The following is a 17,064-nucleotide window of genomic DNA, read 5'->3' as shown; positions in this document are numbered from 1 at the left end:
GAAAACCTGTTAGCAGGTTTTCGCATAAAAATTATATAATATTCGTGTATTCGTGGTCATCGTTTTATTCGCCTTTAATTACTTTATAATTCGCCTTTGCGAGCGACACTTGTATTTTGTGCAACTGCTCATTAATTTTCGCTTCGTATAGATTGTTGAGTTCCGTAATATATTCTGAAGAAGTGATAACGCCATTTCGCAATTGCGAAGTTGTTGCTTGCAAAACTTGCTCGCGCAGCGCTATTATTTCGGCGTCTTTTTGAAGCATTGATTCATATTTATTAATATCACTTTCGGCTTCTTTTTGTTGCATTTGGTTGTTCAACAAAAACGTTTCTTTTTCGGTAGTAACTATTTCTTTTGAAATATCGACCGCCTGTTTTTTCTCCTTCGTTTTCCCCCAATCCATAATATTCCAGTTGAGTTTTAACCCAACAACATAGAAATCTTGAAATGAATTGTCCAGCATATTTAATCCCGGATTGCCGTAGCCAGCTTGCGCAAAACCTAATAACTTTGGGAAAGTGCTTTTAGAAATCACTTCTTTTGAAGTTTCCAATTGCGTTTGTTGCAGCTCAAAAAGCTCAATCTCCGGACGTTGTGAATCAGTATTATAAGTGGCTAAAATATCGGGATTGGATAAAGTAGTATTGTTATCTAAATTCTGTGAAATAAGTAATGAAAGGTTTTTCAATGCTTTTTCTCGATCAAAATTAATCTGCGAAAGTTGTTGATCTAATTTAAGTTTCTCGGCTTTCAGAATCTGTGCGGAAGCGGGGAGCGCTGCCCCGTATTTTACCCCAACATTTGCCTCTTTAAGGCGTTCATCGAGTTGTTCCATTTTAGAATGAAGCAATTTTGCCTGTTCCTGAAAAAGTATAACGCTGAAATAATATTGGTTAATCCGCGATTTTAAAGTGTAAAGATTAACGGCAATTTGTTGCTGTTGCGCTGCTAATTCTGCAGTTTTCAATCGTGAGTTTGCCGCAATGTTTCCGCCGTTATAAATTAACTGGTTTGCGTCCAGCGTTGCGCGATATTGGTCTTTGTTGGGTGGTTCAATATTCGAATTTGGTATTTGTAAAGGAAATTCAATAACGTCAGATTGGTACGTAGCCTGGGCGTTAAAATCTAATTTGGGAAGCCTCTCCTTTTCTAAAACTTTAATTTCAGAGTTTGTTTTTTCTTCTATCAGTGCGGTTTGTTTCGCCAACGGATAATTTTTTTCAGCCAAGACGTAACATTCTTCCAAGGTCAAAACTTGCTGTGCGTTTGAGAGTAGTGGGGCAAGACTGAATAATATGAAGATTAGTCTTTTCATTTTTACTTTTTTATGGAATTGATTATAAAATCAGAAACTGCTACTTTTCGGTGTTCCATTAATTGTTTGAAACCCTTGTCGTCAATTTTTAAAAACCCTTTTATTAATGGAGTTGCAACGAAAGGAAAAATATTCAGAGAGATAATATTAATGAATAGTTGTTCGCCTTCAATAGGTTTCAAAAGGCCTTTTTCCACTTCTGATTTTACCTGATTATTGAATTTTTCAAGCGTTGGAAAGGCTGCATTCTGCTGTATTTTTTCAAAAAACTTTGGGTTCCTATTTAATTCTTGGATAATGAAATTGGGGATATATGGATGCTTTGATATAAAGGATATATAATTGCTAGTGAAATTTTTCACCTTTTCCTCAATCGAGGAATCATCGTTCAAAATCTTGTTTAATTGCGGCGCTAAAAGTGAAAAAGCATTGCTAAAAACAGCTTCAAAAAGCAATTGTTTGCTGCGATAATAGTAGTGCAGCATCGCTTTATTGATGCCTGCTGCGTCTGCTATTTCCTGCATTCGTGCACCATCCATCCCTTTTTTTTGGAATACGCTTTCGGCTGCGTTCAAAATTTGCCCTTCAGTGTCTTTATTTTTATTCGTCTTTGCCATTCTTCAACTTTATGGTTTAACCATTTGGTTAACAAAGATAATTAAATTATCTTCACATAAATATTATTCCAGTTTAATTTCAAATACAGACGTCAGTAACTGATAAATATCACCTTTGAGATTGCTGAAAACGCTTAGGTTTAGTTCATCTTTTATATTCACATTAAGATTTGCCCATGAGAAGCGTATATTTACAGATGCCTTTAATAGGAAAGTTCTTAAAAATTAAAACTTAATGAAAAGATTATTTACTCTTTTGCTTTTCGCACTCATACTTTCCAGCTGTTCTTCCAGTCGATTGGTGGATGAATATATTAATGCGGAAAGTCCAAATTTTCAAGCCAATAAAGTATTGGTGGTGGGATTAACCCCAGATATCGACATGCAGCGGCAGTTTGAATACAGTTTGGTGAAAGCTTTGGTGGATGAAAATGTAATTGCTGTACGAAGTGTAGATTATTTTGAAATGCCTGCAGTAGAAATCAGTCAATCTGAAGAAAATTTGGCAAATCTAGAAGAACAGCTATTAAAAGCAGGTTTTGATGCGGTTCTTTTTTCGAAAGTAACGGGGCAGGAAAACAAGGTTACAATTGCTCAATCTTACCGAAATATTACAAAATCTTTTGAGACTTTTAGTGCGTATTATAGTGAAAACAGACCTATTTACAATAACGGATTTTCGGAAGATTATGCCGTTTATAACACTGAAACCTCTTTGTATTGTTTATGTCCGGGGAAGGATCGTGATTTAATTTGGCGTGCAAAAATTAATATTGTAGATCCGCCCGGAACTGCATCTACTATCCGTGATTATGTAAAAACACTCGTGCACACGCTAAAAAAGAACAGCCTTTTAATTATAAAATAACTTCTATATTAACTTATTCGTGAAGTACTAAAAGTGGTATCGTTGAACCGTAGCTAATCGTAGAAGTGTCCGATCCAAATACGAAGCGATCCAGAAAACTCTTACGCTCCACAAACATAGCGTGAAGCTGAACAGGAATTAACTGCTCAAAAGCATTTATAGCCATTGGAGCTGGAAGATTTTTAACGCAATAACGTTCAATTTTAATATCCTCAAAAAGTTCATTTAGATCACTTTTTTTGGATGCGAGTTCAATTTTTTCTTCTAATATTTCTAGAATTTTTAGTGATGCTTGGTGCTTTTTCACTATTTCCACAAGAATTTCCATTGCTTTACCCGTAACATCATATTCGTAATTAATGGAAAGTAATACTGAGTTTATTTTTTCAAAAGTATAGCCTTCGGGTACGGCAATAACGGGACAATTTACGTTTCGAATAATTTTTATTGTGTTACTTCCAAAAACAACTTCTCCTGCGCCTGTAGCTCCGTTGGTACCCATAATAATGAGTTCAATATTATTAAGTTCTACAGCTTGATTTGCCGCATCAATAATAGAATCAAAATCAATTTTTGGTATAAAGGTGAAATTTTCCTTTTCAGAAAGTGACTCACAGTACTGAATGGTTTTTTCTAGTTGCTTTTTATTGTCGTTTAAAATCCCTTCATAAACTGAATTTCCGGGCGCACTTGCAATCACTTCGGCAGTTAAGTAACCCGATGGTTTTTGCGAATTAAGAATATGAAACGTACAGGTTTCACCTGCGAAAAACTGCATTGCGAATTTTATAGCATTCTTTGAATTTTTTGAAAAATCTGTTGGTAAAAGAATGTTTTTCATAGTCTTAAATTTTCTCAAAAGTACTTTTTAAGAGTTAGTTTTAAAATGATTTTTATCATAATAGCTTGAGGTTGAATAGTAAATTCAATACATGTAAATACTTGTGCTTAAGTAGTATAACGATTAATATGCCGTCTGGGCGAAAAATTTTGACTTTTTGGATAGTTTGTTTTAACTTCATTTTTTCACGATAAAAGGCAATTAGTCTTTTTTTTACTAACTAATCTCTAAATATATTATTATGAAAAAACTATGTTATTTATTAGGAGGTATAGCCATCGTTGCTGTACTATCATTTTCTTGCGAAAAATCTTCACTCGATGAAATGCAAGAAGAAAGCCGCAGCTTGACAATTGAGAACAATCTAGATGCTTCAAAGGGACACAAGGTAACAATCTGTCATAAATCTAATAAGAAGTGGAAAACTATGAGCGTTAGCGCTAATGCGGTAAATGCGCATTTGGCACACGGCGATTATCTAGGCAGCTGTAATGACGGCTGTTCTATGGAATTTTACCAAGGCTTCCATACCGATGCCAGTGGCTGGTTAGATTCAGATGATAGTTGGTACGGACAGGTAACACGAGTTTCTTCAGGAACAAATGGAATCGCTTCTTCTGAAGGATTCAATCACGCTATTTTTGAAGGAGACGCCACTTCTGCACCATTTACACGTTTTGAAGGTTATAGTGCCGTTTGGCCAGGTTCATGGATGGCCGAGGTTGATGTATATCTAGACCCTAGCTGGGGAACCTCTCAAGGTTTCGATTACTCCGTTGCGGCAAATGGGTTTGATAACAGTCACCAGCGAGATTTTATCTTTCACGTAAATAAAGATGCCTCTACGGGTAAATTACTTGTGGCTGGTAGTAATAATACTAATTTTGCGCCACGCGAAGACCTTGAAAGCCTTAATCATTATGAAGTAACAGTAGCGGGATGGTATACGCTTCAGCATTATTTTTATGATAATGGAGGGGTTCTGGCGGTAGATCTTAACTTGCTCGATGCAAATGGTACTGTTGTTTTTACCGAAACACGTAGCGCTGCACTAGATGTAATTGCAACCGAAATAGGCGGTAACCGTTATGGTTGGTTTACTTTTTTAAATGTTACAGGAGGAATGGCGGTAGACGAAACGAAACATCTAATTTGCCCGAATTAATTAAACTAATCGGGAAAATGCACTTTTAATTTTAGTGAATTTTAATTATTAAAAAAAGCTGTCTTTAACTAGACGGCTTTTTTATTTTAAATCTCCACAGATGTTTGGAAAGCATTATTAGCGCCTATCTATCAATGCCTTACATTAAAAATTTCAATGCTTTCATTATTCATAGTTTAAGGATAAAAAACTCTTTTATATGACCAAAATCATATTCTATCTTGTACTCTACCGTTAATTTTGTCCTGTAAATTAACTTTAACTACTATGAAAAATATAATGAAATCACTAGCTGCAATTGCAATCGTAACCTTGATTGGTTGTGGCGGAAAAGAAGAAAAGAAAAGCAACGATATTCAAATTGGTCAAAAGCCAGTTGCTACTGAAACAACAAATGAAGAGCCAGCAGCTACTACTAAACCTTCGGAAACTATCGACCTTACCAACAAAGGAGTTGGACCAATTAAAAGTGTAGAAATCAGTGCCACGATTGATAAGGCAATGGCTGCAAAGGGAATGGAAGTGTACAAAACAAAATGTATGGCTTGCCACAAACCAGACAAGAAGTTTATTGGTCCGGCACCAACAGGAATTATGGAAAGACGTACGCCAGAATGGATTATGAATATGATCTTAAACCCTGAAGAAATGACACAAAAAGATCCGCTTGCAAAAGCACTTTTGATGGAATTTAACGGCTCCCCAATGGCTAATCAACACCTTACCGAGGAAGAAGCCAGACAAGTATTGGAATATTTTAGAACCCTATAATATACTTAAACAACCAAACCACCCTTGCAGAAAACCTATTTCTGCAAGGGTTTAAAACCAAACCGAAAATGAAAACAATCCTTAAACTTCTCTTTGTTTCAACTGCATTACTTCTGTTTTCAGCTTGTAAAAATGAAACAACTACCGAAACTGGAGCTACTGCAGAGAGTTCCACTAAAAGCGATGTCTCTTCTAGTAACCAAGGACAGGCGTTTATTGAAGATGATGAGTCAGCACCAAACTTGCTTCAGATTGCAATTGGGTCACCAGACCATACCACCTTGGTAGCAGCCGTGCAAGCAGCGGGATTGGAAAACTCTCTAGTTAATGCGGGGCCATTAATGGTCTTTGCACCCACAAATGCGGCATTTGATGCCTTGCCAGCCGGAACTGTAGAAGAATTGTTGAAGCCAGAAAACAAAGAAAAGTTAGCTTACATTCTTAAACATCACGTAACGCCAGGTAACTATTCAAAAGATTTTTTGAAAAAATTCAAAAGAGTAGGGCAAGCAAGTGGTGAAGATGCCACAGTAGAAGTAAACGGAGACGATGTATTTGTTGGCGGCGCTAAAATTTTAGCAAGCGTACCTGCAGGAAATGGAATTGTTCACGTAGTAGATAAAGTAATATTGCCAGCTAACTAATTATAAATCATTTTAATTTAAATAATAAAATAATGAAAAAATCAATTAATATTTTATTTTTTCTTGTTATCGCTACTGCATTAGTTGGCTGTAATAATGGAAATGACAGAAAAGGAAGCAAAGGCCAAGGTGGTCTTGCAACCAACGCTGCAGAGAGAGTATATGTAGCTCCAGGCGATCACGACGAAATGTATGCATTTATGTCGGGTGGATTTAGTGGGCAGTTAGCTGTTTACGGTTTGCCTTCAGGACGTCTTCTTAAAGTTCTTCCGGTATTCTCACAAAACCCAGAAAATGGTTGGGGATATTCTGAAGAAACAAAACCGATGCTAAACACATCTTACGGCTTTGTGCCTTGGGACGATTCTCACCACCCAGATATTTCACAAACAAACGGTGTTTTAGATGGGCGTTGGATATTTATTAATGGTAATAACACGCCTAGAATTGCACGTATTGGTTTGGAAAGCTTCAAAACTGAAGAAATTATTGAAATTCCAAACAGTGCAGGTAACCACAGTTCATCTTTTATTACTGAAAATACCGAGTATGTGGTAGCGGGAACTCGTTTCTCTGTACCGGTTCCACAGAAAGATATGTCTATTAAGGACTACAAAGGGAACTTTAAAGGAGCTTTAACTTTCATTAAAGTTGATCAAGAAACAGGAAGAATGGGGATTAAATTCCAGCTAATGATGCCAGGATTTAACTACGACCTTTCTCACCCTGGACGCGATAAAAGTCACGGATGGTTCTTCTTTACCACCTATAATACTGAAGAAGCCCACACGCTTTTAGAAGTTAACGCTTCACAAAACGATAAAGATTTTATTGCTGCAGTAAACTGGAAAGTAATAGAAGAGTACGTAAACAACGGTGGCGGAACAAAAGTTCCTGCTAATTACGCACATAACATTTTAGATGAAGACACTCATACTGCTACTTCTACTATGATAAAAGAAGTTCTTACAGTGAACCCAATGGATGTTCCGGGAGCTGTATATTTCTTACCCACTCCAAAATCTCCACACGGTTGTGACGTAGACCCAACAGGTGAATACATCATCGGTAACGGAAAACTTTCAGCAGATTTAACTGTTCACAGTTTCACCAAAATGCTTGATGCTATTAAAAACAAGAAATTTGACGGAGAAGCTTACGGAATTCCAATCTTGAAATTTGAGGATATTCTTGCTGGTGTTGTTAAACAACCAGGTTTAGGACCACTTCATACAGAATTTGACGGAAAAGGAAATGCGTATACTACATTCTTTATCTCTTCAGAAGTTGTAAAATGGAAAGTAGGAACTTGGGAAGTTTTAGATCGTCAGCCAGTGTTTTACTCTGTAGGTCACGGTATGATTCCCGGAGGAAACTCACGTAAGCCATTCGGTAAATACTTTGTAGCCCTAAACAAGATTACAAAAGACAGATACTTACCAACAGGTCCGGAACTTACACAGTCTGCTCAGTTATTCGATATTACTGGCGATAAAATGGAACTGTTGTTAGATTTCCCAACCATTGGTGAGCCTCACTATGCAGCTGCTATTCCTGCGGAATTGGTTGCGCCAAAATCTAGAAAGATCTTTAAACTTGCTGAAAACAAACACAAGTATGCCGTTCTTCAAGACAGCGATGTTAGAGTAGAGCGCAATGGGAAAGATGTTCATATTTATATGAATATGATCCGTAGCCACTTTAACCCAGATAACATTGAAGGCGTAAAAGTAGGAGACAAAGTTTACTTCCACATTACAAACCACGAACAAGACTTTGATGTACCACACGGTTTCGCAGTAATTGGTGCTAATAATGCTGAATTGCTTATTATGCCAGGAGCTACAGAGACTTTACTTTGGGAGCCAAAGCAAGTAGGAGTATGGCCATTCTATTGTACAGATTTCTGTTCTGCACTTCACCAAGAAATGCAAGGATATGTACGTGTAAGCCCAGCAGATTCGAAAATCGAATTGTCTTGGGGTCTAGGCGAAGATTAATAAGATGTTTTTAGTTGTGAAAATACTGGATTAGTGATGGATAGTATTTTCATTAGAGACGGGGGTTGTTGATTTCCCCCGTCTTTATTAAAAACGTTAGATTTTAGACTTTAGAAGTGAGACCTAAACTCTTAAACATATATTTCTAGTATCTCAAGTCTCACATCTCAAATCTCATATAAAATGAAAAAAGCAGGAATTATAATGATAATTGGCTCCTTGCTACTATTGGGCCTTTTTAAATTCCCATTGTGGAATATTATGCTCGGTGCACCCCAATATCCAGACCCGCTGGGAATGGATATTTATATTGAAGGAATACAAGGCGTTGAAGAATTTGACATTCAAAACATAGACGGGCTTAACCATTATATTGGGATGAAAACAATACCTAAAGTGGAAGATATGTGGGAGTTTAGTGTATTTCCAAAAGTGATTGGTTTAATGGTGGCGCTTGGAGTGATTATCGGAATTCTAGGTTTCTTTGGCAAAGTAAGTTACAAATGGTTTCTTGGCTGGTTTGTGTTAATGTCTGTTCTCGGAATAATGGGAATGTACGATTTTAACCTATGGCTACTAGATTACGGAACTGATCTTGACCCAAAAGCTATTATGAAATTAGAAAACCTTGACGGCACCCCAATGACGTATAAACCACCGCTAATAGGCTATCAAAAAATGTTGAATTTTGATGTTGATTCATGGCCAGGAACCGGAGCTTATATGATATTCTTTGGAATGATGCTTACCGTTGTTGCCTTCTTTGTTGGAAAAAAAGAATATAAAAAAATTAAAGCCTAAATTAAGCTCCTTCCCCTTTTTATGGGGAAGGTGTTTTTAATAAAACGTTGATAACGTTTTATTAAGACGAAAGGGGTAAACCTTTAAATTTTTGAAATTATGAAAATCATACAATTATTACTTGTTTCAGTTTTGTTTGCAGCCTGCAATGTAAACCCACAGCCCATTAATTACGGCTCAGATGCTTGTCATTATTGCAATATGACTATAGTAGATAGACAGCACGCCTCACAAGTGGTGACAGCAAAGGGCAAATCTTATAAATATGATGCCATTGAATGTATGGTTCATTCGTTACAGGATGAGTTTAAAAGTACAGAAATGACGCACTATTTAGCAGCAGATTTTCACCAGCCAGGTGAGTTGATTGATGCTACAAAAGCTTCATATTTGGTTAGTGAAAAACTACAAAGCCCAATGGGAGCAAACCTTTCGGCTTTTCAAAACGCAGAAGCGGGACAAAAAGCACAAGAAAAATTTACGGGTAAGATTTACACTTGGGAAGAACTCCAAGATTATTTAAAATTATAAAATTGAAAAATGGCTTCGGCAGTTTCAGAATAGCTAAACAGCCTCCAAAATTTGCTGAAGTCTTTTTTATTAAACTCGAAATCTAACCGATTTTCAAAAATTTCAAAATTCTTGAAACTTCTTTAAATTCTGTATCTTCAATTTTTTTAAATCTACTCGCAAGAGAATGACTTCGTATTGAATAATTAAACTCCATTTTGAAAAACAAATTCTATATATTATTCCTCTTAATTGGCTTGTTGTCCATTACAAACGTGTGGTCAAAAACCATTACGGTTTGTGCTACCTGCCCTGTAAAATCAATTCAGGAAGCTGTTCTTCAAGCTGAAGAAGGCGATACTGTTTTGGTAAAAAAAGGCATTTACAAAGAAGCCAATATAAAAATTAACAAAGGCATCACTCTTATTGGTGAAAACCTTCCCACTATTGATGGCGAAAAGAAAGGAGAAATAATCACCATCGGCGCAGATAATGTTACGCTCGATGGCTTTAAGATTATTAATGTAGGACTGAGTTATACCACAGATTACGCTTCGGTTCGCGTGGTGAACAGCTCTGGTTTCACCATTCAAAATTTAGAGCTCGAAAAACTTTTCTTCGGCATTTATCTTCAAAAAGCCAGTCACGGAAAAGTACTAAACAACAAAGTGAGGGGAGAAGCTGTAACCGAATTCAATTCAGGAAACGCTATTCATCTTTGGTATTGTAAAAATGTGGAAGTTCGTGGCAACGACGTGCAAAATGTTCGCGATGGTATATACCTCGAATTTTCAGACAATATAACCATCCAAGATAATTTAAGTAAAAACAATGTGCGTTACGGGCTTCATTTTATGTTTAGCAATAATAATTATGTAATCAACAATGTTTTTGAAACCAACGGCGCCGGAATTGCATTAATGTTTTCAAAATTTATGGAAGTTGAAAACAATGTTATTAAGAAAAACTGGGGTACCGCAGCTTATGGTTTACTGTTGAAAGAAGTAAACGACGCCAATATTAAAAACAATTTATTTTTCGAAAATACGGTGGGTATAACTGTTGAAGGCAGCAACCGTTTGGACTACTCCAACAACGATTTTACAAACAATGGGTATGCAATAAAGGTGAAAGGTGCCTGCTACGAAAACCACATTATAGATAATAACTTTTTATACAACTCATTCGATATTTCGTATAAGGGACGTATCAACGACAATAAATTCAACAATAATTATTGGAGTACTTACACGGGTTACGACCTAGACAAAAACGGAATTGGCGATGTAGCTTACCGTCCTGTAAAGCTCTTTTCATATATAGTGAACCGCACTCCAGAAACCATAATTTTAATGCGAAGTCTGTTTATAGATATTATAGATTTTTCTGAAAAGGTTTCCCCAGTATTTACCCCAGACGACTTGATGGATGAAAATCCAAGAATGAAACTTATACGCCATGATAGAAATTAAGGATTTATATAAAAAATTTGGAAGGAATGAAGTGCTTCAGGGCATCGATCTTTCCATAAAAGAAGGCGGTATTTTCTCGATTCTCGGACCAAACGGTTCAGGAAAAACCACGCTTATAAAGGCTATTCTCGGGATGGTATTGCCAGATTCGGGTGAAATTTTCATCAATGAGAAATCATTAAAGAATAATTTTAAATACCGCGAAAAGATCGATTATCTGCCGCAAATAGCCAACTTTCCCGGAAACTTGAAAGTGAATGAGCTCATTGATATGATCAAAGACTTAAGAGCTTCCGAAGCAACTAAGGACGAAGAGCTAATAGAGCTTTTTAAGTTGCAACCATTCTTGAATAAAAGATTGGTAAACCTTTCTGGGGGAACAAAACAAAAGGTGAATTTAGTGCTTGCTTTTATGTTTGACAGCCCATTGATAATCCTCGATGAACCCACGAGTGGCTTAGATCCAATTTCACATTTACGGTTAAAGAATTTAATCTTTTCCGAAAAAGAAAAAGGAAAAACCATTCTCGTAACCTCGCATATTTTGAGTTTTGTGGAAGAAATTGCAGATGAAATTGTTTTCCTTTTGGAAGGGAAAATTTACTTCAAAGGCACTATTCCCGAACTGAAATCTAAGACCGAACAACCCGATTTTGAACACGCAATAGCCTCCATTTTATCCGCAAGTTATGCTTAAGATATTAAAATACAGTTTTTACGATTTAATGCGCAGCCGTTGGAGCTACGTCTATTTTCTATTCTATTTATTGCTTGGCGTTGTGCTTTTGTTTTTAAACAACGACCTTTCAAAAGCAGTAATAACATTGATGAATGTTATCATCATATTAGTGCCATTAATCGGAACCATTTTTGGGGTAATGTATTATTACAATTCCCGCGAATTCACCGAACTGCTCTTAGCACAACCCGTAAAACGAAGTTCCATTTTTTTGGGGCAATATTTCGGGGTCGCAACTTCCTTAACAATGAGTTTGATTATTGGTTTAGGCTTACCATTTATTTTTTACGGAGTTTTTAATAGTAGTGCCATTTGGGATTTCTCACTTTTACTGGTAACTGGTGCTTTTCTCACCTTTATTTTTACGGCACTGGCTTTTGTGATTGCACTTTCCAACGAAAATAAAATCAAAGGTTTTGGTTACGCCATTCTGCTTTGGCTCTTTTTGGCGGTAATTTATGACGGTATCTTTTTAATGTCGTTACTGTATTTTGAAGAATATCCGTTAGATAAATTTTCGTTGCTGGCTACAATGTTAAACCCAATAGATTTATCGCGCGTATTGATACTTTTAAAACTTGACATTTCAGCACTTTTGGGCTATACCGGCGCAGTTTTCCAAAAATTCTTTGGTACAAGTTTCGGCTTGTTAATCTCCTTGGGAATGCTGTTCGTTTGGGTATTATTACCTACTTTCTTTATTTGGAGAATTGCTAAGCGGAAAGATTTTTAAAGGGGATAACGTTTATGTATTTGAACTGTGGCGTGTTACGGCACAAATCTTTCCAAATAAAAACTGACTTTGAGAAATACGTAAGATTTACCATTAGATAATAGCCAAGCCAGAACTTAAACACTGGGTTGCCAACTGTACTTTTATTCTTCTTTATTCGCAGTTTCTATTAATTTGTCAAATTCAGAGACGATATTATTATCCAAAAATTTATTTTTATAAAAATCTGCTATTGTTTGAACTAATAATTTTATTACTTTATCCATATAGTCTTTTTGAGTAAATAAGTTTTTAAAATCATTTAGTTTACTTTCAGAATCTTTATAATGTGATGTTAGTTTAAAGAATATATCATCAATTACAGCTTCTCCTTCAAAATTTTCAGGTCTCGTTACATCTTCTGAATTTAATTTATTAATTTCTGATTCTCTTATCTCAGATAATCTCGTTGTGTATTCTAAACCTACGTCATCATTTGGGTTTAAAATAATTGATAAGGTGTCAACAAGAGAATAAGTGTTTTGAATTATATCATCTGAAATTAATGCTAATAAATTTTCCGTAACTGTTTCAGAGTTTATCGAAAATTTTAAGATACTATATACATCAACCAATTTGTTAGGCGATAGCATTAACCAATCTTGAGAATTAGGAAATTTTTTATTATAAGCAACGTGAGTTTCAAAAAAGGTTCTATCCCAAGTAAGGAAAACAGGTTCTAGAGGATGGGTTTGCACATCATCATCAGCAAGGTATTCCAACATGATACTATCATTATTTCGGGTAAAATTTGATTTTTGTTTATAAAGTTTTAGTAATGAATCGCCAAATATTTTATTGGCTTCTTCAATGTCATATTCCTTTTCTATTCTCTGTTCTTCAATTTGAATTTGAGAAAGTGAATTGAGAATTATAGAATGAAATGACTTATAGCCACTCCGTTCTTTAAATCCAAATTTTTCAAGAAAATCTCTAAAACCGATATCGCCGCCAATATTATCCGAAGTCTTTAAGAAATAATAAAAATTATAGAAGATATTTCGTGATGAGCCAAGGTTTTCAAACTGAGGTATTAGTGTAAAAGGGATTAAATTAAATGCGTCATTTATATGATTTTGCATCTCCCAAATATATCTTTCAGAAATATAGAGTTTGATATTTTCACTTTTTGCAAACTCAATTAAATTTTTTGTAGCTCTATAAAAGTAGTTTTTATACTCTAATTTAGGATTATAGTAATAACACAGACTATTTAAACCAACAGCTGTATCAATAAATATTTTCTTTTTGTTATTTAGATATGTTTCAAGACGTGTATTGTCTATTCTACTACAATAAACTTTACTAGCAGCAATTTTTTGCACGAATTTGTTATCGATACAAAATTTTAAAAGTTCCTTGGATAATTCTTTAGATTTACTTTTGCTTTTAAGTTTACTTTCAATGAATTTAAGGAATTCTCTACAAATACTAAATATGTGGTATTCCTCGTCATTTTTTAAAGCATCAGATAAATCTGAATTGAAATTATCTATATATAGTTGTTTTAGTTGGATAATATAATTGTCAATTTCTTGTTCTTGATTATATTTGATAAGAATGTCATTAATGTTTTGAATGAACAATTTTTTTTCTAATTCAAATTCTTTGTTTCTCGAATCCAATCTATTTTTTTCCTCAATTGTCAAACTATAACTCCCTTGAGATTTGTCTTTTTTAATTCTTTTTTCGGACAAAAATCTATTTAATAATTTATCGTAAAACACGTTATTTTCCTTTACTTGAAATTGATTTTCACAAGCTTCTTTTACTTCATCTTTGCCAAGATTTTCGCCTTTAAAAAAAAGTTGCAACACAAATGAATCAATAATCTGTGTTTTAAACTCCGTAGGTTTTCCAAATGATAAGAGATCATAAAGTAGATTATTGTCAAAAGAACTATTGTCAACTTTAAATTTGTCTAATTCATTAATTTTATAAAGTTCCGACTGAATTTCAATTATATTCTCAGCTTCTTCAGCGATACGATTTGCATCTATAATTTCAAGATTGATTGAATGCTCCTTAAACGCAGTTCCTTGTAAAGTTCTAATTTTTTTATTTGTTAATTTTTTGGAATAAAAGAATATTAATTTGTCTTTTGAGTCAAATTCAGAAACATTAATTTTTGCTTTTTCAACATCTTCAATAACCTTTTTAGTAAAGGAGTACATTTCACTTTGACTTTTTGACTTTTGTACAGTTAATTGATACTGGATATTTTGTCCTTCAAAATCAAATACTCTTATGTCAAGACCAACATCATCTTTACCATCAGTAAAAACAACTTTTTTAAATCCGTATTCTTTTTGTAAATATATTTTTACAATTTTATCGAATTCTTTTTTATCTAGAGAATCTAGAAGTAATATAAGCTGATTGGTTTTTGACATTAAGTTTCTAATTTTCGTAAAGTTAATTCTTTCGGCGTTGCCAACATGTATATAAATATCTTTTTAATATTTATATACATCATATCTTTAATAGTCTACCTCCAAATATAACATAAAAACCAACTCACAGTATCTCCATCAATAATCTTCTATTTTGTTATTCAATAATTTAAAGTTTTCGAAAAACATTACAAATTCACTTTAAAGAGCAAAAAGTATTATTTATGATTTCCGTCATAAAATAGGGCTATTAGTTTTCTTTCCTTTACGGCTTTTCAATCTAAATTCCATTCAAATGCAGATTACAAGCCCGCACAGTTTTCATATTCCCGTAATGGGAATCGCTTTCACAATAGATTCGCCTATAAAAGTTGCTCATTTTGGAATAAATTCTACACTTTCCATTATTGAAGACAATTTAATAGAAGTAATGCGGAAATATTACTACCAGCAAAATAACGAGACCTATGTGCCTATTTCCCCAAAGGAAGAAGATTCTCGGGCACGGCGCATAACAGACTACCTAAATTTGATGCAGCGCATCGTGACTTCCAAAATGGAGAAACTGAAAACTTCTGCTTTTGAAACGGGTTCAGATATCGCAAAATATTTTGAAATGCTTCCAGACAGTAGTCTGCTGAAGGAAAAATATCACGAATGGTTTTCACTTTCGGATGCCACAGAAATAGAAATTGCTGAAAAATTGTTGCGTGAAAGTCTTGTTCCCGGTTCCATCGAAGTCAATATTATGACCAAGGTAGACAAGGAACAATTAGATAAAAACAAACAACCCATAGAGAATGGTTCTGATGCCGTTACGGCTTTAAAAGGCTATGCAGACTGTGAATTAAGCAATTCTTCCGTGGTTCTTTCCGCAGGAATGAATCCGCGTCTTTATAACTATATGGAAGGCTTTTCAGCTTTTGATGCGTATGAATTGGGCGGTTTTCGTAAAAAAGTAATTATTAAAGTGAGCGATTACCGTTCCGCATTAATTCAAGGAAAATATTTGGCGAAAAAAGGAATCTGGGTTAGCGAATTTAGAATTGAATCTGGCCTAAATTGTGGCGGACACGTTTTTGCAACTCAAGGTTTGCTAATGGGACCAATTCTTCAAGAATTTAAAGAGAAAAAGCAGGAATTGCAGGATAGCCTTTTTGAACTTTATAATCCCGCGATTACAGCAAAAGGAAAGTCTGGCTTCGACAAACCGCACCCAATAAGAATAACAGTTCAGGGCGGGATAGGAACCAGCGAAGAAGACAAATTACTACAAGATTATTATGAAGTAGACGGCACTGGTTGGGGCACTCCGTTTTTACTATGTCCGGAAGCCACAACGGTAGATAAAAACACATTGCAACTATTGGCGAATTCCAAAGAAAACGATGTGGTGCGAAGCAAAGCCTCGCCGCTGGGAGTTGAATTTAATTACTTAAAAGGTACCACTGCAGAAAAAGAGCGCTTAGGAAGAATTAATAAAAACAAACCCGGAAGCCCGTGTACCGAAAAGTTGTTGGAATCGAATACGGAATTCACTAAAACACCTATTTGTACTGCTTCCACCAAATATCAAAAACTAAAATTGGAGCAGTTAAAAACCTTAGATATCTCCAAACAAGAATACGATATGCAAGTAGACGATGTGCTAAGTAAAGAATGTCTTTGCATAGGTTTGAGCAATGCGGGACCTGCAAGTTATGAGGTTCCTTTTTTGAAAAAACTAACAGCCGTAACTATTTGCCCGGGGCCGAACATTGTAAATTTCTCAAAAACCACCAGTCTTCGCGAAATGACCGATCATATTTATGGTCGAAAAGATATTGTACAAAACCCCAATCGAGCATCACTATTTGTAACGGAGCTCAGACTTTATATAGATATCCTAAAAAAGGAAATAGAACGCGCTACTTCGCCATCTACACGCGATTTTAAATCTTGGGAAAAATTCAGTAATAATCTTCTGGATGGCATTGCGCATTACCACGACTTAGCGGCAAATTACATTTTAGGCAATAAGACGCAATTTGAAAAGGATTTGGAGGTTGCTAGAGTGGAGATATTGCGGGTACGGGAGGATCAGTTGGAGATTGGGTAGGGGTTTTGAATATAGTACATTATTCAAGCCTTAACAAAAAATAAAGCCGCTT

At 35.2% G+C, this 17,064-nt stretch carries 15 protein-coding genes; 11 read left to right on the top strand and 4 right to left on the bottom strand.

The features are described from left to right. Window positions 1-64: 64 nt before the first annotated feature. Together AC3RVF_RS04290 and AC3RVF_RS04285 are read right to left on the bottom strand one after the other, a co-directional pair. Window positions 65-1,321 carry a TolC family protein gene (locus AC3RVF_RS04290; protein ID WP_489692838.1) on the bottom strand — a complete coding sequence of 419 codons (1,257 nt, stop codon included), beginning with the start codon at window positions 1,319-1,321 and terminating at the stop codon, window positions 65-67. Window positions 1,322-1,323: 2 nt separating this feature from the next. After that, window positions 1,324-1,938: a TetR/AcrR family transcriptional regulator gene (locus AC3RVF_RS04285; RefSeq protein ID WP_489692837.1), complete on the bottom strand. Its 615-nt coding sequence runs from the start codon at window positions 1,936-1,938 to the stop codon at window positions 1,324-1,326. A gap of 235 nt (window positions 1,939-2,173) precedes the next feature. Between AC3RVF_RS04285 and AC3RVF_RS04280 the strand changes: the two genes are divergently transcribed. After that, complete coding sequence (locus AC3RVF_RS04280) at window positions 2,174-2,806, top strand: putative periplasmic lipoprotein (protein ID WP_489690944.1); 633 nt, start codon at window positions 2,174-2,176, stop codon at window positions 2,804-2,806. A 13-nt stretch (window positions 2,807-2,819) separates the two neighbouring features. Here AC3RVF_RS04280 and AC3RVF_RS04275 read toward each other — a convergent pair whose 3' ends face one another. Beyond that, window positions 2,820-3,647 carry a universal stress protein gene (locus AC3RVF_RS04275; protein ID WP_489690945.1) on the bottom strand — a complete coding sequence of 276 codons (828 nt, stop codon included), beginning with the start codon at window positions 3,645-3,647 and terminating at the stop codon, window positions 2,820-2,822. A gap of 241 nt (window positions 3,648-3,888) precedes the next feature. Between AC3RVF_RS04275 and AC3RVF_RS04270 the strand changes: the two genes are divergently transcribed. The 9 genes from AC3RVF_RS04270 (at window position 3,889) to AC3RVF_RS04230 (ending at window position 12,482) form a co-directional block, all read left to right on the top strand. Continuing rightward, entirely contained in the window at window positions 3,889-4,812 is a 924-nt protein-coding gene (locus AC3RVF_RS04270) for a hypothetical protein (RefSeq protein WP_489692836.1), read from the top strand. 267 nt (window positions 4,813-5,079) lie between these two features. Beyond that, window positions 5,080-5,583: a c-type cytochrome gene (locus AC3RVF_RS04265; RefSeq protein WP_489690947.1), complete on the top strand. Its 504-nt coding sequence runs from the start codon at window positions 5,080-5,082 to the stop codon at window positions 5,581-5,583. 68 nt (window positions 5,584-5,651) lie between these two features. Beyond that, entirely contained in the window at window positions 5,652-6,227 is a 576-nt protein-coding gene (locus AC3RVF_RS04260; RefSeq protein ID WP_489690948.1) for a fasciclin domain-containing protein, read from the top strand. A gap of 32 nt (window positions 6,228-6,259) precedes the next feature. Then, complete coding sequence (nosZ, locus tag AC3RVF_RS04255) at window positions 6,260-8,227, top strand: Sec-dependent nitrous-oxide reductase (RefSeq protein ID WP_489692835.1); 1,968 nt, start codon at window positions 6,260-6,262, stop codon at window positions 8,225-8,227. Window positions 8,228-8,410: 183 nt separating this feature from the next. Then, a complete protein-coding gene (locus AC3RVF_RS04250) occupies window positions 8,411-9,028 on the top strand; it encodes a hypothetical protein (RefSeq protein ID WP_489690950.1) in 618 nt (205 codons plus the stop codon). 99 nt (window positions 9,029-9,127) lie between these two features. Beyond that, window positions 9,128-9,559: a nitrous oxide reductase accessory protein NosL gene (locus AC3RVF_RS04245; RefSeq protein WP_489690951.1), complete on the top strand. Its 432-nt coding sequence runs from the start codon at window positions 9,128-9,130 to the stop codon at window positions 9,557-9,559. Between the two features lie 197 nt (window positions 9,560-9,756). Next, window positions 9,757-11,010 carry a nitrous oxide reductase family maturation protein NosD gene (locus AC3RVF_RS04240; RefSeq protein WP_489690952.1) on the top strand — a complete coding sequence of 418 codons (1,254 nt, stop codon included), beginning with the start codon at window positions 9,757-9,759 and terminating at the stop codon, window positions 11,008-11,010. Beyond that, window positions 10,997-11,707 (top strand): ABC transporter ATP-binding protein, encoded by a 711-nt coding sequence (locus AC3RVF_RS04235; protein ID WP_489690953.1) that lies wholly within the window; start codon window positions 10,997-10,999, stop codon window positions 11,705-11,707. Before AC3RVF_RS04240 ends, AC3RVF_RS04235 begins: the two co-directional genes overlap by 14 nt. Further along, complete coding sequence (locus tag AC3RVF_RS04230) at window positions 11,700-12,482, top strand: ABC transporter permease (RefSeq protein WP_489692834.1); 783 nt, start codon at window positions 11,700-11,702, stop codon at window positions 12,480-12,482. Before AC3RVF_RS04235 ends, AC3RVF_RS04230 begins: the two co-directional genes overlap by 8 nt. Window positions 12,483-12,625: 143 nt before the next feature. On the opposite strand, the gene AC3RVF_RS04225 is transcribed toward AC3RVF_RS04230, so the two are convergent. Beyond that, complete coding sequence (locus AC3RVF_RS04225) at window positions 12,626-14,914, bottom strand: hypothetical protein (RefSeq protein ID WP_489692833.1); 2,289 nt, start codon at window positions 14,912-14,914, stop codon at window positions 12,626-12,628. Between the two features lie 295 nt (window positions 14,915-15,209). On the opposite strand from AC3RVF_RS04225, the gene AC3RVF_RS04220 reads away from it, so the two are divergent. After that, entirely contained in the window at window positions 15,210-17,012 is a 1,803-nt protein-coding gene (locus tag AC3RVF_RS04220) for a hypothetical protein (protein ID WP_489692832.1), read from the top strand. Window positions 17,013-17,064: the final 52 nt, after the last annotated feature.

It is taken from the genome of Aequorivita sp. IT1183 (assembly GCF_058068265.1).
Note: the sequence above shows the minus strand (reverse complement) of the source record. Positions and strands in the feature narration are given on the sequence as shown.

Bases quoted from the DNA above. Each gene is read 5' to 3' on its own strand.
- AC3RVF_RS04290 (WP_489692838.1), bottom strand. From the start codon at position 1,321: ATGAAAAGACTAATCTTCATATTATTCAGTCTTGCCCCACTACTCTCA.
- AC3RVF_RS04285 (WP_489692837.1), bottom strand. From the start codon at position 1,938: ATGGCAAAGACGAATAAAAATAAAGACACTGAAGGGCAAATTTTGAAC.
- AC3RVF_RS04280 (WP_489690944.1), top strand. From the start codon at position 2,174: ATGAAAAGATTATTTACTCTTTTGCTTTTCGCACTCATACTTTCCAGC.
- AC3RVF_RS04275 (WP_489690945.1), bottom strand. From the start codon at position 3,647: ATGAAAAACATTCTTTTACCAACAGATTTTTCAAAAAATTCAAAGAAT.
- AC3RVF_RS04270 (WP_489692836.1), top strand. From the start codon at position 3,889: ATGAAAAAACTATGTTATTTATTAGGAGGTATAGCCATCGTTGCTGTA.
- AC3RVF_RS04265 (WP_489690947.1), top strand. From the start codon at position 5,080: ATGAAAAATATAATGAAATCACTAGCTGCAATTGCAATCGTAACCTTG.
- AC3RVF_RS04260 (WP_489690948.1), top strand. From the start codon at position 5,652: ATGAAAACAATCCTTAAACTTCTCTTTGTTTCAACTGCATTACTTCTG.
- nosZ (WP_489692835.1), top strand. From the start codon at position 6,260: ATGAAAAAATCAATTAATATTTTATTTTTTCTTGTTATCGCTACTGCA.
- AC3RVF_RS04250 (WP_489690950.1), top strand. From the start codon at position 8,411: ATGAAAAAAGCAGGAATTATAATGATAATTGGCTCCTTGCTACTATTG.
- AC3RVF_RS04245 (WP_489690951.1), top strand. From the start codon at position 9,128: ATGAAAATCATACAATTATTACTTGTTTCAGTTTTGTTTGCAGCCTGC.
- AC3RVF_RS04235 (WP_489690953.1), top strand. From the start codon at position 10,997: ATGATAGAAATTAAGGATTTATATAAAAAATTTGGAAGGAATGAAGTG.
- AC3RVF_RS04230 (WP_489692834.1), top strand. From the start codon at position 11,700: ATGCTTAAGATATTAAAATACAGTTTTTACGATTTAATGCGCAGCCGT.
- AC3RVF_RS04225 (WP_489692833.1), bottom strand. From the start codon at position 14,914: ATGTCAAAAACCAATCAGCTTATATTACTTCTAGATTCTCTAGATAAA.
- AC3RVF_RS04220 (WP_489692832.1), top strand. From the start codon at position 15,210: ATGCAGATTACAAGCCCGCACAGTTTTCATATTCCCGTAATGGGAATC.